A 14,630-nucleotide genomic window follows, 5' to 3' on the forward strand; every position below is an offset into this window, starting at 1 on the left:
AAGAAACTAAGCGTGGGGTGGTAAATCGAACACAATCGCTTCTACCGCCTCATCACAACTTGCAAACACAAGCTGTTCAATGCGCTGCACCGCGCCACCGTCGCCGGGCTTAAGTTCAATATCATTTAACTTGAGCTTGCCCTTAATTAACTGCACATAAGCGATACGCTGTTTGCCCAAAATCATTTCGGCTGTTTCATTGGGTTGCAGTAATAAATGCAGTAGGCGCGCATCCTGCTTAATCTTCAAGGTGCCATCTCGGCCATCGGGGGTGATCACCTCATGCAAACCATTACGCATGCCAAACGCCTTTTGCTGATATCCCGGCTTACCGCCAAATTGGTTCGGCTCAATCCAAATTTGTAATAAGGTAAGCTCTTGATCTTGGCGCGCGTTAAACTCGCTGTGGCGAATACCACTGCCCGCCGACATCAACTGAAATTCACCCGCTGGCAATTCAGTGACATTACCGACACTGTCTTTATGGGCAATCACGCCCGAGGTGACATAGGTAATGATCTCCATATCGCGATGACCATGGGTATCAAAGCCCGCCCCCGGCGCAATGATGTCATCATTAATCACCCTCAGCGCCGACACCCCCATAAAACGCGGATCATAATAATTAGCAAAGGAAAAAGAATAATGGGTATTAAGCCAACCATAATGGCCACGGCCGCGCTCTTCGGCTTTTCTCACGGTGATCATAAACAACTCCATCGCCCCAAAGGGCATGCAAATAAAGTGATGGGCCTAATATAGCGAGTAATTAAACGAATGAATAACGCCAAATATCTAATGTATTGTTCTAAAAAATAGAATCATCATCCCGCTCCAACTCCCCTGTTGGCGCCACTGCTTGTGGGAGGCGAGCTCGCTCGGCGAAAAACATCCTTAGAGTTGATTAGGCCCGGCTTTAGGGTGGCATTATTCAGGCTTAGTTCTTTAAATAAATGGTGATTAGAACTAGCTAGAGTCATGTCTCGTTATAGACTGATTCGCATAGAACATAGATGTAAGATAATGCAAAATAACGACTTTCAGTGCACAGATAAGCCACGCCATGAAGACGACTAACCAATATTACAATGACAATGCACAGAGCTTTTTCACTACAACTGTGAATGTAGATGTTCAGAAACTTTACGACCGTTTTCTTCCTCGAGTCGATAATCACGGAAAAATATTGGATGCAGGGTGTGGTTCCGGAAGAGATAGTAAAAACTTTATTAGTTTGGGCTACAAAGTCGTGGCATTTGATGCCAGTGAATCTCTTGTTGCAATGGCATCAGAATACATTGGACAACAGGTCATCCAAGCAACATTTAGTACTTTTAAATCAGCACCAGCCGACTTCGATGCTATTTGGGCATGCGCCTCACTACTTCACGTTGCTAAAAGAGACCTTAAGAAAACATTTTTGCATCTTAGTGACCATCTCAAAACAAATGGCATTTTCTATTGCTCATTTAAATACGGTAATACTGAGCAAGTGCGTAATGGTCGCTTCTTTGTTGATATGAATGAACAAAATCTTAAAGATACTCTCTTATCTACTCAACTTGAAATTGAAGAAACTTGGATAAGCTCGGATGCAAGGCCTGGACGAGAAGCCGAGCAATGGTTAAATGCCATCTTGGTCAAAAAAGATTAAGGAAAAGACACGGATGCCAACACAATCGCTGACCATTCGAGATAACTTGCTGACCACGGGTGGTGACGACCCTCTGTTACCGCAACTGGTTCATGCCATCAATCATGCAACCGAAATAGAGATAGCAGTTTCTTTTATTCAGCCGTCAGGGCTTGATCTATTATTGCCAAGTATTCATGAGGCCATTGAACGAAAAGCAAATCACAATCAGCCACTCAAGCTCAGAATATTAACGTCTGACTATCTTCATATTACTCACCCTATCGCGCTGCGCTCTTTGGTCGAGCTAGAAGGTGATGAGGTGATTGTGAAAATTTTTGAAGCAAACAATCACAGTTTTCATCTCAAGTCATACATTTTTGTGCGCACTGATGAGACTCATTCTTTCTTCAATGGAACCGCTTTTGTTGGCTCGAACAACATCAGTAAATCTGCCCTTACTGACGCCCATGAATGGAGCCTTCGATTAGATTACCGCCAGTCTGATGAGCCTTCGCAAGCGAAACAGTTCAACCATATTCGTGAACAGTTTAACAAGCTATTTCATCATCCATTGGCAATAGCACTGACTGATGAGTGGATTGAAGACTATATCAAAAGAAGAACACCACCCAAGCTCTCAGCGGTGGGAGACGCTTCGCTGTTAGATGATGATGATTACACGCCAAATTCAGCACAAATAGAAGCACTACAAGCGCTTGATGACACACGCGATAAAGGTAACGTGCGTGGATTGGTTGTGATGGGGACGGGCATGGGGAAAACTTGGCTGTCCGCTTTTGATGCCAAGCAAATTCAAGCTAAACGTGTCCTATTTGTTGCCCACAGAGAAGAAATATTAAATCAAGCATTGAATACGTTTGCCAAGCTATGGCCAGAAAAATCAGCAGGGCTTTATCATGGTAAGCGAAAAGAAAAACAAAAAAAGATGTTGTTTGCATCAGTACAGAGCTTGGGAAAAGAAGAGCATCTCAAGCACTTCGCTGCCGACTACTTTGACTACATCGTTGTGGATGAGTTTCACCATGCAAGCGCAAAAACATACCTCAATATTCTTAATCACTTTGAGCCAAAGTTTCTACTCGGGCTAACGGCGACGCCTGAGCGTACCGACCAAGCCAACATTCTCTCACTTTGCCACGATAACTTGGTATTCGAGCGCAACCTAGTACATGGTATTGATGGTGGCATTTTGGTGCCATTTCACTATTACGGTATTTGGGATGATTCAGTTGATTATCAAGCGATCCCTTGGCGCAATGGCAAGTTTGACCCTGCGGCGCTAGATGCTCAATTTGCTACCAAACAAAGAGCAAAGCATATTTTTAAGCATTGGGAAGCGAAGCAACAATCTCGTACGCTTGCTTTCTGCATTTCCCAAAAGCACGCTGATTTTATGGCAGTGCAATTTAACATGGCATATGCCGAACAAGGTTATAAAGCGCTGTCTGTTCACAGCCATTCATCCGTTCGGCGTAATGAAGCATTAACTATGCTCGACAAAGGTGAAATACAAGTTCTGTTCTCGGTAGATTTATTTAACGAGGGGACGGACTTACCATCGATCGATACTGTGCTCATGTTGCGTCCAACAGAATCAAATATTATCTTTATTCAGCAGTTGGGCCGAGGGCTGCGTCGACACATCAACAAGACACACTTAGTTGTTTTAGACTTCATCGGTAATCACCGTTCATTCTTGAATAAGCAGGAAGTGCTTGGCATAACTACATCAAGTGATCTATCAAAATACGATGGCATTAAAGCTACAAATCCCAAGTTAGGCAATGGGTGTTTCGTCAATCTCGAGCCACAAATCGTCGATTTTTGGCAAGCGCTTGTTAAACAATTACGACACACTGCTAAGGAAGAGTTTGAAAATCTGACTAATCATCTTGGGCACAGACCAAGAGCGGTGGAGTTTTATCGTGCAGGTTATGATTTCAATAAGGTCAACAAACAACATGGCAGTTGGCTAGAGCTAGTCGCCACAATGAGTAATGATGGAAACTTGCAACGAATTGTCGAAGACCACAAATCGTTTTTATTAAATGCGGTTCAGAAAATGAGCATGACCAAATGTTTCAAAGCCATTCTGCTTGAAGCCTACCTCGAACTTGATGGTTTCAATGTTCCGCCGACGATGGAAATGCTTTCAGCTAAGAGTTGGCAGGTTTTATCGAGATACCCTCGGTTAAAAGAGTCGGATCTCCCGCCAAAAATTCGACAATTAGACGCTAACTCACCAGCTTGGTTAAAGTACTGGCTAATTAATCCAATTAACGCTTTGGTTGGTGGAAATACAAAGCAAAAAAATGCTTGGTTTAATGATGCGGCTGGAAAATTGACGGCTAACTTCACTGTTTCCTCTTCGCTTTTACCAGACTTTAATCACTTTGTTAAAGAGTTGGTTGATTTACAGCTAGCAAAATATGCAGATAGAGAGCAAAAACAAGCCGAACCTGTGACAACGGTAAAGGCTGCTAACGATGGCATCATGCTGCCTTATTATCCAAACTTAAAAATCGCCTGCGGTCATTTTAAGACTGGTACAAGTGATGATGTAGAAATGATGCCTGTAGAAATAAGTAACCTAAGTCAAGATAAACACTTTTTAGCAAGAGCTTCTGGTCATTCAATGAACGGTGGAAAGTCACCAATATTTGACGGTGACTTGCTATTACTTGAATTTGTGACACCGACATCCGCGGGATCAATCACAGGAAAAACGATAGCGTTAGAAATACAAGATGACGTTGGTGACAGTCAGTACCTGCTTCGTGTTGTGCAAAAAGATAATCAGGGTCACTACTACCTAAAAGCTAACAATCCTGATTATGAGTTGATGCCAGCAAATGAATCGATGAGAACTTTTGCGAGATTGGTGAAAGTTTTACGCGAGTAAAAAACTAAAAGACAATAATATCAATCACTAAAGAATTGCGTGCCTTTTTGAGCATTAGATCACTGCGATCTTGCCTCCAAACGGATCTTTTGCGCGATGAAGACTCAAGATGTCAGGCCAACCGATTATGCTTTTTTCTCAAGTTTTGAATATGTAGCTTATCTGTCGCTTCATTGGGTGGCATACGATAAAAACTAAGGCGTCCTAAGCAAAACTGCACTCGATTAAGGCTGATCGTCATTTCCTGACGAGAGCTAAGATATTTGGATATTTCATCCGCATAAATAACTCCGGCAGGCATGGGCGTTTTAAATTTGGCATCGCCAGAGAAGACAACGAGTGAATGTATATCTTGAGCAGGTAAAAAATCAAAAAGTGCAGATATAGCTTTGATATGTGCATAATTTTGTCTTATTGGATTCTGAAAGCGAGTTTTTCTTCGATACAAAACCTGCGTCCACCTTGCTGACAGTGGGTCGCCAAATATCCAGCCACTATAATCTTTAGTTTCGATGACATAAATGCCGTATTGTGAAATCAATAGGTGGTCAATTTGCGTTGTTGAGCCATCATTGCAGGGTAAGGTTATGTTGTTAAGAAGTATTTCTTTTTGTGGATCGAGCTGCGCTTGGATTAATTCAGCGACCTTCCTTTCTCCTGCATTGGTTCGATAAAGTCGACTGCGTTTACCGAGTATGTAAGCGCAAATAATGGCAAGTAAAGTGATGATGACGGACATATATTAAACCCCTTTAGATGAGCGACTACGAACTTGCCACTTCACTAGTCTTAGCCTGTTCATACACGAGCATACTCGTTTCGCACTCTCCGCAGTTAAGGGTATAGCTAGCACGTTTTTTTGTTATTTTTGGTCTTTTATTGCCACACGTTGGGCAAGGAATGCGCATACTGGTGTTGGTTTCACAACTTGCACAGATAACGTAATAGCCGTGTTTACCATAGGCTGCAGTGAGCTGTGTATGGCCGCTACATTTTTTGCATTTGATTAAGGGGCTTTGGCTAGGGGATTGGGTGGAGGTAACATCATTCTCGTTTACTGTGGTATGAAATGACGAGGCCAAATCGTTCTTGCTCTGCACCGCCTTTTCAGTCTCACATTGTGCAGGCGATACTGATTCAGATTTTTCTGATCTAGCAAGGTCTACATTGTAGTTTTCAGGCGTTTGATCGGATAAAGCTAACAGGGAATTGCTGGCGAGCTTGTCTGTATCACCTTCGGTCTTTTCTTCAACTTGGCTGTTGCCTTGATGCTGCTCGAGTAGGAACGTTTCAATGGATTGTATTTCATCTTCATTGAATGCGGGCCGCGTCGTGAATGCTTTTCGCAATATGCTAGGTATATCCATCATCTCGATAACTTTGTCGGCAATAAACTCACTTTTGACGACCATTTTACTGATATCGCTTGGCATATCGTCGCGTTCAATGATGGCATTACTTGAAATGGCGCATAGGTTATCCCAGCTACGCTTGCCAAAGTTTTGTGGCACTTTGCCCATTATTATTTTTGGCAGGATTTCTTCTCTGTGTTTAAACAGCATCGCGCGAAGCAATTGTTGCTGTAATTCAACTTGTTTGATTGGGGAGCGCATGCCACTCCAGTTGCCTTGATAACTGCGCTGCCATTCACCAAGTTGATTTACTTTGACATGGCCTGTGATGCTTTTCGATTCGATTAATATAAAACCGTAGGAGTAGAGGATTAAATGGTCAATTTGAGCCGTTTCACCGTCATGGACAAATTTTAAGTCATTAAATACTCGAATATCTGGCTTGTCGGCAAACGCACGTTTAAGAAAAAATGCGACGTCTTGCTCTTGGCGGATGCCCGCTTGAAGCTTGGAATTAGCGGCAGATTTATTGTCGATATCTTTACAAATCAAAACGCACCTCAGTAGTGGGTTAAATAATTTGATTTTATTATGACATTTATGTTTTTTGAAAGGATTGAATCGATAGATGTGAGTTGAGGCTCCTTTTAAGGGAGCCATTACTGTTCTGTAGTACATAAATTATTAATGCATCTGTATGGGGCTGTGAAGTGTATGTTCGCTGAGCGAGCTCACCTCCCACCGTATTCTTATGGGGGGGTTGTACTTAGCGGATCAGGCGGTAGATTTTGCCGTTGTCGGTGGCAAATAGGATGTCGCCGGCTGGGGTGATTTCAAGATCGCGGATGCGCTCGTTGAGGTTTTCAAGTAGGCGTTGTTCGTCGATGGCTTGGTTTTGCTCGTTTAAGGTGATGACGTTGAGGTGCATGAGCTTTAATGCGCCGGCGATGAGTTTGCCATTGAGCTCGGGGAATTTGTCACCGCGATAAAGCACTAGGCTGCCGGGGGCGATGGAGGGCACATAAACTTTAACCGGCGATTCGATGCCGGGTTTTTCTTTGGCTTCGCCCACATCAAAAGGGCCCCAGTATTCTTGGCCGTGTGAGGTGATGGGCCAGCCGTAGTTGGCGCCGGCTTGGATCAAGTTGATTTCGTCGCCGCCGCGGGGGCCGTGCTCGATGGACCAAAGCTGTTTGGTTTGGCTGTCGTACCAGATGCCTTGCGGGTTGCGATGGCCATAGCTGTAGATTTCATCGCGTACCTTGGGGTTATTGATAAAGGGATTGGTTTTGGGAATGCTGCCGTCGGGATTGAGGCGCAATATGCTGCCCGCGTGGGTTTGGGTGTTTTGGCCGTTTTCACGCTCGCCGCGATCGCCTAGGGTGAAATACACACTGCTTTGGTCAAAGGTGATGCGCGAGCCAAAGTGGCGGGTGGTGTTTGAGCGTGAGTCGGTGACAAGCAAATCTTGCCATTGGCTAAATTTACCGTCTTGATAGCGAGCCATGGCCAGTGTGGTGGCACTTTGGCCTTGTTGGTTTTTGCTGTAGGTAAAGTAATACGTGCCCTTAGTAAAAGGCGATTTGGCGATGTCGAGTAAGCCGCCTTGGCCTTTGGCAACCACGTTTATTTCGGCCAGTGGCGTTTGTTTACCTGTGGTGAGATCGAGGCGTTTAATGATGCCTTCACGCTCGGTAACCAGTAAGGTTTGCTCATCAACATAGGCGATTGCCCAAGGTAGGGTGAAACCACTGGCGATTTTTTCCGCTTGCCATGCAAAAGCAGAAGGGATGACAAAGCCAGTGAAGATAAGGGTGGTGAGTTTAAGGTGTGATCCTTTTGCCTTGGGTTGGTTGAAAAGGTGAGCAAACATGTTGGCTCCTTTTGTTTGGTTGTGGTTTTTAACATAACAGATATTGGTGAAGTTTGGATTCTTTGTGTTTGTTTCACTGCAGAACAAAATCGCTGCATGACTGCAGCTCCCACAGGTCTGCAGCTCCCACAGGTCTGCAGTTCCCACAAGAATGCAGCTCTCATTAAGGTTAGGTAATGGTGACGCCGTGAGCGATGATGGGCAGTTGGTCTAGTTGCCAGTTGTTTTGTGCCATTAAATCCAGCAGGCATTGGGTGCGATAGCGGCTGGTGCGCAGTAGTGGGCGTTTGTGGTTGGCTAGCCAATGATGGCGGGTTTGGGTGTATTGCGTGATCCAAAGTTGTTCGCTGCCTTGATGCTTGGGGGTGGTGGCGGCAAAACGCTTGCGTAAAAACGCCATGATATGGCCCGAATGTATGTAGGAATCGTAGATCACCAACCAACTTAGGCCGTGCACAAAGCCTTCTCGTTGGGCCCAATTGAAGGCGGGTTGCCAATAGTGCTGTTCAAATAGGGTGTCTTGGCATTGCGCCATGATGGGGTCGGTTTGGCCTGCTTGGATCAGCCAATGTTTAAAGGCATGGTCTTGATGAAGTGGGCGTTGGGTTAACTGGCTTAAATAGGGGGCAAGTTGCTGGCTGTATTGGCCGCGGCGTTGGCAATAAAGGGTGATGAGGGTTTTTAAGTGGCCTTGCTCGGTGACTTGGCTGCGGCCGTAGCTAATTTGGCGGCTGCCGTGGCGGCCGTCTGCTTGCACGGTTAAGGCGTGGTATTGGCCATCACGGCTGCCTGTTTCAAAGGCGTTAACAATTTGCCAAATGCGTCGTTTTAACTCGGGTGTGATGGGCCTGGGTTGGCTAATTGTGTGGCTTGTGGTGTCGGAGTTTGGCTTGGCCTGTTCTGCTAGGGTGAGTTGAGGTTGTAGGCCTCGGGCATAATGTAAGCTCATGCTGTCACCTCGCCAACGGCGGCAGTGATCAGGTGTTGGTGTTGAGGGTCGGCTTGCACTCTTCCTGTTACTAGGGTGTTAAGGAGGTGCGCAAATACCGCGCCACTGGTTTGTTGCTCTAGGTTGATAAAGTAACTGTGGCCTTTGGGGTGGTCATATTGGGTGTTGATGTCGTCACAATCTATGCTAAATACGTTGTTGGCCACGGCGTCTCGGTGTTCGGGCCCGCTGTGGCCGAGGCGGCGTGAGGCAATGCCGTTCACTAGGTTTGAAACCTTGCTGGCACGCAGGGCTAAATCGTCACTGGCGTAATAAACACTGACGTTTCTGGCGGCTTGGCTGAGTAAGCGGCCCGGTTGATCAACCTCTAGGGTTTGATTGTTAAGATCCGCCGCCATTAAAAAGAGATGACGAAACAGTAAGGGGACGCCGCTGGGTAAATAATCATGCTGCCATTTAAACAGGGTTTCTCGCAATACGCGGTTACCCATGGAATGGGCCAGTACGTTGAGGCGCTTTAAACAGGGGGCTTGATGCTGCTGATTTTGTTGTTGCCATGCCAGCAGTTTTTGCAATGCGCGTGCAAAGGCGATGCCGCTGGCGTCGGCGGATTTTTGGTCGTCCCAGTAGTCCTTAACTATGCCCAGATCGTTATCGCACGGCCAAACAATGGGGATCACTTGCACTAGGTTTGGCTGGTGTTGATCAAAGTAGCTTTGTAGCTGGGCCACGCGCGGAAAGATATCAGGCTCGGGTTGATTGCTAAAACCATGGACATAAAACAGCAGTTGCTGATAGGCGCTATGTTTAAGCTGCTCCATAAAGGCGACGGAGCCGAGCTCTTGGTATTGATCTGGTTTGTCTCGTTGACAATAAAAAACTTCACAACTGGGCGCGTTACAGCGGGGATCAAATTGAAATGCGCGCGGAAACACAGGGCGGTGCTGGCGCTCGGATGAGCAGACGGGCTGAATATTAGTAATAAAAAGCATAATTAGGCCTCGATTAAATCATTAACCATAGGCAAGAATACAGGCTGCTGATGTTGTTTTTATCAATAGCGTGTGAGTGGCCGCTAAAATCCCCAATAAAACTAGGGGTAAATCGCAGTTTTACATTTACGGGCTTGGGTCGTTACGCATTAGCGCGCTATGTTGTTATGACAGCTGACAAGGTGTTGACTGTATTTTTATTTACAACTTTGTTTAAGGATGAACAATGAAACTGATCTTTCCATTAGGCTTGGTGGCGCTGCTGGGTGCTGGCCAAGTGAATGCGACATGTATGCTGATCCCCGAGGGGCCCATTGGACAGGCCGCTTACTTGACTGCCGAAGTGGCTAAACCCAATGTAGCCGCTCCCGAGTGGCAACCCGAGCAAATCTACCAAAAAGGCGATGTAGTGCGTTTTGCTGAAGAGCTTTACCAAGCTCGCTGGTGGACACAATTTGAATCGCCAGGGCCAGCATGGGCAAGTTGGGAGCGGATCAAGCATGATAACGAAGCTTGGCAGCAAGAGCAGGTTTACGAGCAAGGCGACAAGGTGTTGTTTGAAGGACAGTTATATCAAGCCCAATATTGGAATCAGGGCAATTCACCCGCGGTGAGTGGCGCTTGGGCGTTAGATCCTCAAGGTGAAAAAATGCTTGCCAGTGAGTTTTGGTTGTCGGGTTATAGTTGTGCTCGTCCACCGTCTGATTTTGGTGGCAATTACTGGGAAGAAAGTGGCCAGCGTTCGTTATGGCTTAAAGAGCAGATCACCGATGAAGTTTTATACGATTACGTGATCATTGAGCATGATGAAGACGTGAGTTTGGTGCCGTTTGAGGCGAATGTGGAAGGGGTGGCGTGTAGCGGTCAACAAGCGTGTAATGCATTGCTAGACGGTCAACCTAAGGCGGTGGTTTACCTGACGGGTTACAGTTATACCTATCATCGTAGCCATGGCACGTTAGAGCCGACATTGGAGCCGACACGTCCACCCCATGTGGTCGACCAAGCACAGGCTGTTGCAGACGAGAGCGCACCCGCCACAAGAAGTAATGACCAAGTGCTGGTGAAGTACTGTAATCAGGATCACGTTTGTCGCACCATTGATTTCTAGTTGTATTCACTGGGTATTCAAATTAGCGTTTTCTCAATTCGAGAAAGCGCTATTTTTTTGGCCTTTTTCTCAGTTTTATGAATTGTTGTTATCTTGATTTTTACTTTACCTATAATGGATATGCCTGTTTGTAGGCATTGATTTAGCTGACATGGTGTTGGCTGTAAATTTTAAGGATGAATGTATGAAAACCGCTTTATCTTTGGGCGCGGTTGCCCTGATTTTAGCCGGGTCGGCTAATGCAACCTGTGGCCCGATTATGGTGTCACCTGCACCCACTAATCCAAACATCGTTGTGGATCGCCCTTATGTTGATGTGTTTGCGCCTGCTTGGGAAGCTGACAGGGTTTATCAGAAAGGCGAAATTGTTCTTCATACCGATGGTGTGTATCAAGCGCGTTGGTGGACACAAAATGAAGAGCCAGGGCCGACTTGGGCAAGTTGGGAGAAACTAAAACGTGACTATGACCAGTGGAGCTATGACGACGTATATTATCAAGACGATCTGGTTTTATACCAAGGTAAAGCGTATCAAGCGCAATACTGGACTCAAGGTCATATCCCAGCCAATGGCACGCCATGGTTAGAAACCGAGGCCAGTAAACAATTGCGAGCGGCCAATTTTATTCAAGAAAGTTATGACTGTGGCGCGCCGCCGCAAATCAATCCCGATGGCAGTTATTACTACACTCGTCATTATGTGCGCAGTATTAGTTTAGCCACGGAAGTGACCGACGAGGTGATCTTTGATACGGTGCGTTTCTCAAACAATTTCACTGGACGCGTAGAGATGATCACCGCCGTGATTGATGGCCAAACCTGTCATGGTCAAGCCGCTTGTAATGCGTTGCTTAACGGTGAAGAAAAACAAGTGAGCTACTATTCTTTGGCCACTAAATCTTGGTCTAAAACCTATGGCAGTGTGATGCCGACACCGACACCTCAGCCAACGTATGAACCTACGCCAAGTTATGTGCCAAGGATCGAAACAGGTGAGCTTGGTGAGCGTACAGTTGAGCCGCCTACCTATGAGCCAACGCCGCCACCAGAAATGATTTTAGTGTGTAACAATCAAGATATGTGTCGTGAGGTGAAAATCAACTAGGTTGCTTAACCCTGTGGGAGGCGAGCTTGCTCGGCGAAAGTGCACTTGCTGTTAGGTGCTTCCCTGAGCGAGCTCAGGTCCCACAGGTGATCTTTTCAACGAATGTTATATATCGCTGGCGCTCTCATTTCTGTGGGAGGCGAGCTTGGTCGGCGAAAGTGCACTTGCTGTTAGGTGCTTCCCTGAGCGAGCTCAGGTCCCACAGGTGATCTTTTCAACGAATGTTATATATCGCTGGCGCGCTCATTTCTGTGGGAGGCGAGCTGGCTCGGCGAAATTGCGCTTGCTGTTAGGTACTTCCCTGAGCGAGTTCAGGTCCCACAGGTGATCTTTTTAAATGGATGCAATATATCCCTTGCGCGCTCATCCTAGAACAAACCCAGCGGGTAAAGGCGTTAAAATTTGTACTCCTCGTGTATATCTGCTAAATATCATTCCCATCGATAATACTGAAATATAATAGGTTTTTCATGAAGGTGCTGGTAGTTGAAGACGAACAGGCCATAGCTGATAACATCGTTTATTCCCTTAAACTTGAGGGCTTTGCGGTGCAGCACTGCATGCTAGGCAATGACGCCTTATCCTTGTTAAAGCAGCAACCTTTTGACCTGATGATTTTAGATGTTGGCTTACCTGATATTAATGGTTTTGAAGTGTGCAAATTGGTGCGCCAATTTAGCGAGCTGCCTATCATTTTTTTAACCGCGCGCGATCACGAAATTGATCGCGTTGTTGGCCTAGAGATTGGTGGCGATGATTACGTGACTAAGCCTTTTAGTCCGCGCGAGCTGGTGGCAAGAGTGAAAGTAATTTTAAAGCGCGTTAGGCCAACACAGCCCGCGTCAGGCGAGGTCAATCAAGCTGCCATTCTGCTATGCGATGATGTCAAAAAACAGTGGCTTTATTACGGCCAGCCCCTTGATTTAACGCGTTATGAATATGGCTTATTGGCCACTTTATTTAGTCAGCCGGAGCGGGTATTTAGCCGCGATCAATTAATGGCTGAGGTTTGGCCCGATGCGTGTGGCAGTTTTGATCGCGCCGTTGATACCCATATTAAAGGGTTAAGAGCCAAGCTGAAAAAAGTCGCTGAACATGATCTTATTAAGACCCATCGTGGATTAGGTTATAGCCTAGTACTGCCTTGCTCGTAAGCGGAACGTTAATCATGAAGTTGCCCAAAATTAGTTTTCGCTTACGTTTGTTTTTGTTTTTCTTCTTGCTAATTGGTGTTGGCTTGTCGCTGCAATTAAACGTGCTGCTCAGCGAGTTAAAGCCCGGATTACGCCAAGCTACCGAAGAAAGCATGGTGGATGCGGCCAATTTACTGGCAGAAATAGCCACGCCTGAATTTGTGCGTGGTGAGCTAATAAACGGCGAATTTGATCGTGCTTTTAACGCATTTAAGCAACGTGAGCTCAATGCGAAAATTTGGACCAAAGCTAAAACCGAAAGCTTGCTTCGGGTCTACATTACCGATAGTCAGGGCGTGGTGGTCTATCACAGTGAAGGGCGAGATATTGGCAAAAGTTATTACCGCTGGAACGATGTCCATCGCACCTTACATGGTCAATACGGTGCGCGCAGCACCGAAGCGGTGAAAGGGGATCCGTTAACTTCTGAGATGTATGTGGCGGCGCCTATTATGGTGGGCGAACAAGTAATAGGCGTGCTGACCTTAGTCAAACCTAATCTCTCATTACAGCCTTTTTTAGAGGTCTCGCGGGATAAAGTAGAGCGCTTTGGCATGGTGTTAATCTTACTGGCGGTGATATTGGGCTTAGCCGTCAGTTATTGGTTAACGGGCTCCATCAGAAAGTTACGCGACTATGCCGTGTCGGTAAGCCAAGGCACAGAAGCGGCCTCTGTACCGCAGTTTTCCGACATTGAACTTGAGCACTTAGCACAAGCCATGGCGCACATGCGGGTGCAGTTAGAAGGTAAAAATTACGTTGAGCAATATATTCACAGTTTAACCCATGAAATGAAAAGCCCTGTTGCTGCCATCAAAGGGGCGGCCGAGTTGTTAGAGCAGGGATTACCTGTGGCTGATCAGGCGCATTTTATCGCCAATATTAAAAATGAAAGTGTGCGTATCGAAACCTTGATTAACCAGCTATTGGCTTTAGCTGCGCTGGAAAACCAGCAGGGGCTACAAAACATTGTACAAGTGGACTTACGCCAACTAGCGCAAGTTGTGGTTGAGCGCTTAGATCTCGCCCTCAAGGAAAAGCAACTCACAGTGAACATTGAAGGCGTTGGGAGCGTTCAAGGGGATGGCTTTCTGCTAGGTCAAGGGATTGAAAACCTAGTGACCAATGCCATTGATTTTAGCCCGATTGGGACTGAGATAGGCATGATTCTCAACGCTGATAAAGAGCGCGTTATCATTGACGTGACCGACCAAGGCCCGGGCTTACCTGATTACGCACTGCCACGAGTGTTTGAACGTTTTTATTCTTTACCGCGTCCTGATACGGGGAAAAAGAGCTCGGGCTTGGGCTTAAGCTTTGTTCAGCAAATCTGTTATTTACATCAAGCGCAATGCCGTTTGCAAAATGGTGAACAAGGCGCCATCGCGCAGCTGATCTTGCCGTTAACTCAGCCCAAAAAATCATGATAGGGTTGCGCATTTACACATAAAACACATCAAAGCCACATCGTTTACACAAATCCCTTGGTTACGCTT

At 46.1% G+C, this 14,630-nt stretch carries 12 protein-coding genes; 6 read left to right on the plus strand and 6 right to left on the minus strand.

Annotation, left to right across the window (positions count from 1 at the left end; genetic code table 11):
• Nucleotides 1-6: 6 nt before the first annotated feature.
• Nucleotides 7-708: a pirin family protein gene (locus tag K6Y21_RS10805; protein WP_233071858.1), complete on the minus strand. Its 702-nt coding sequence runs from the start codon at nt 706-708 to the stop codon at nt 7-9.
• 355 nt (nt 709-1,063) lie between these two features.
• Between K6Y21_RS10805 and K6Y21_RS10810 the strand changes: the two genes are divergently transcribed.
• The gene (locus tag K6Y21_RS10810; protein ID WP_233071859.1) at nt 1,064-1,654 is read left to right on the plus strand and encodes a class I SAM-dependent methyltransferase; all 591 of its coding nucleotides are present in this window, start codon (nt 1,064-1,066) and stop codon (nt 1,652-1,654) included.
• A 13-nt stretch (nt 1,655-1,667) separates the two neighbouring features.
• A complete protein-coding gene (locus K6Y21_RS10815; protein ID WP_233071860.1) occupies nt 1,668-4,559 on the plus strand; it encodes a DEAD/DEAH box helicase family protein in 2,892 nt (963 codons plus the stop codon).
• 112 nt (nt 4,560-4,671) lie between these two features.
• Here K6Y21_RS10815 and K6Y21_RS10820 read toward each other — a convergent pair whose 3' ends face one another.
• The 5 genes from K6Y21_RS10820 to K6Y21_RS10840 form a co-directional block, all read right to left on the minus strand.
• A complete protein-coding gene (locus tag K6Y21_RS10820; protein WP_233071861.1) occupies nt 4,672-5,298 on the minus strand; it encodes a nuclease-related domain-containing protein in 627 nt (208 codons plus the stop codon).
• Nucleotides 5,299-5,323: 25 nt separating this feature from the next.
• Nucleotides 5,324-6,463 carry a nuclease-related domain-containing protein gene (locus tag K6Y21_RS10825; RefSeq protein WP_233071862.1) on the minus strand — a complete coding sequence of 380 codons (1,140 nt, stop codon included), beginning with the start codon at nt 6,461-6,463 and terminating at the stop codon, nt 5,324-5,326.
• A gap of 214 nt (nt 6,464-6,677) precedes the next feature.
• The gene (locus tag K6Y21_RS10830) at nt 6,678-7,784 is read right to left on the minus strand and encodes a PQQ-dependent sugar dehydrogenase (RefSeq protein WP_233071863.1); all 1,107 of its coding nucleotides are present in this window, start codon (nt 7,782-7,784) and stop codon (nt 6,678-6,680) included.
• A gap of 169 nt (nt 7,785-7,953) precedes the next feature.
• Nucleotides 7,954-8,733, minus strand: a complete 780-nt coding sequence (locus K6Y21_RS10835; RefSeq protein ID WP_233071864.1) for a chitosanase — start codon at nt 8,731-8,733, stop codon at nt 7,954-7,956.
• The gene (locus tag K6Y21_RS10840) at nt 8,730-9,725 is read right to left on the minus strand and encodes an alpha/beta hydrolase (protein ID WP_233071865.1); all 996 of its coding nucleotides are present in this window, start codon (nt 9,723-9,725) and stop codon (nt 8,730-8,732) included. The genes K6Y21_RS10835 and K6Y21_RS10840 overlap by 4 nt, the downstream gene beginning before the upstream one ends.
• A gap of 226 nt (nt 9,726-9,951) precedes the next feature.
• On the opposite strand from K6Y21_RS10840, the gene K6Y21_RS10845 reads away from it, so the two are divergent.
• The 4 genes from K6Y21_RS10845 (at nt 9,952) to creC (ending at nt 14,561) form a co-directional block, all read left to right on the plus strand.
• A complete protein-coding gene (locus K6Y21_RS10845; protein ID WP_233071866.1) occupies nt 9,952-10,836 on the plus strand; it encodes a carbohydrate-binding protein in 885 nt (294 codons plus the stop codon).
• Nucleotides 10,837-11,020: 184 nt separating this feature from the next.
• Complete coding sequence (locus K6Y21_RS10850; protein ID WP_233071867.1) at nt 11,021-11,941, plus strand: carbohydrate-binding protein; 921 nt, start codon at nt 11,021-11,023, stop codon at nt 11,939-11,941.
• Nucleotides 11,942-12,411: 470 nt separating this feature from the next.
• Nucleotides 12,412-13,095, plus strand: a complete 684-nt coding sequence (gene creB / locus K6Y21_RS10855; protein ID WP_233071868.1) for a two-component system response regulator CreB — start codon at nt 12,412-12,414, stop codon at nt 13,093-13,095.
• Nucleotides 13,096-13,109: 14 nt separating this feature from the next.
• The gene (creC, locus tag K6Y21_RS10860) at nt 13,110-14,561 is read left to right on the plus strand and encodes a two-component system sensor histidine kinase CreC (RefSeq protein WP_233071869.1); all 1,452 of its coding nucleotides are present in this window, start codon (nt 13,110-13,112) and stop codon (nt 14,559-14,561) included.
• Nucleotides 14,562-14,630 lie beyond the last annotated feature (69 nt).

Origin of the sequence: Motilimonas eburnea, assembly GCF_021295345.1 — a bacterium.
GTDB lineage: Bacteria > Pseudomonadota > Gammaproteobacteria > Enterobacterales > CBDFNC01 > Motilimonas > Motilimonas eburnea.

Bases quoted from the DNA above. Each gene is read 5' to 3' on its own strand.
- K6Y21_RS10805 (WP_233071858.1), bottom strand. From the start codon at position 708: ATGATCACCGTGAGAAAAGCCGAAGAGCGCGGCCGTGGCCATTATGGT.
- K6Y21_RS10810 (WP_233071859.1), top strand. From the start codon at position 1,064: ATGAAGACGACTAACCAATATTACAATGACAATGCACAGAGCTTTTTC.
- K6Y21_RS10815 (WP_233071860.1), top strand. From the start codon at position 1,668: ATGCCAACACAATCGCTGACCATTCGAGATAACTTGCTGACCACGGGT.
- K6Y21_RS10820 (WP_233071861.1), bottom strand. From the start codon at position 5,298: ATGTCCGTCATCATCACTTTACTTGCCATTATTTGCGCTTACATACTC.
- K6Y21_RS10830 (WP_233071863.1), bottom strand. From the start codon at position 7,784: ATGTTTGCTCACCTTTTCAACCAACCCAAGGCAAAAGGATCACACCTT.
- K6Y21_RS10835 (WP_233071864.1), bottom strand. From the start codon at position 8,733: ATGAGCTTACATTATGCCCGAGGCCTACAACCTCAACTCACCCTAGCA.
- K6Y21_RS10840 (WP_233071865.1), bottom strand. From the start codon at position 9,725: ATGCTTTTTATTACTAATATTCAGCCCGTCTGCTCATCCGAGCGCCAG.
- K6Y21_RS10845 (WP_233071866.1), top strand. From the start codon at position 9,952: ATGAAACTGATCTTTCCATTAGGCTTGGTGGCGCTGCTGGGTGCTGGC.
- K6Y21_RS10850 (WP_233071867.1), top strand. From the start codon at position 11,021: ATGAAAACCGCTTTATCTTTGGGCGCGGTTGCCCTGATTTTAGCCGGG.
- creB (WP_233071868.1), top strand. From the start codon at position 12,412: ATGAAGGTGCTGGTAGTTGAAGACGAACAGGCCATAGCTGATAACATC.
- creC (WP_233071869.1), top strand. From the start codon at position 13,110: ATGAAGTTGCCCAAAATTAGTTTTCGCTTACGTTTGTTTTTGTTTTTC.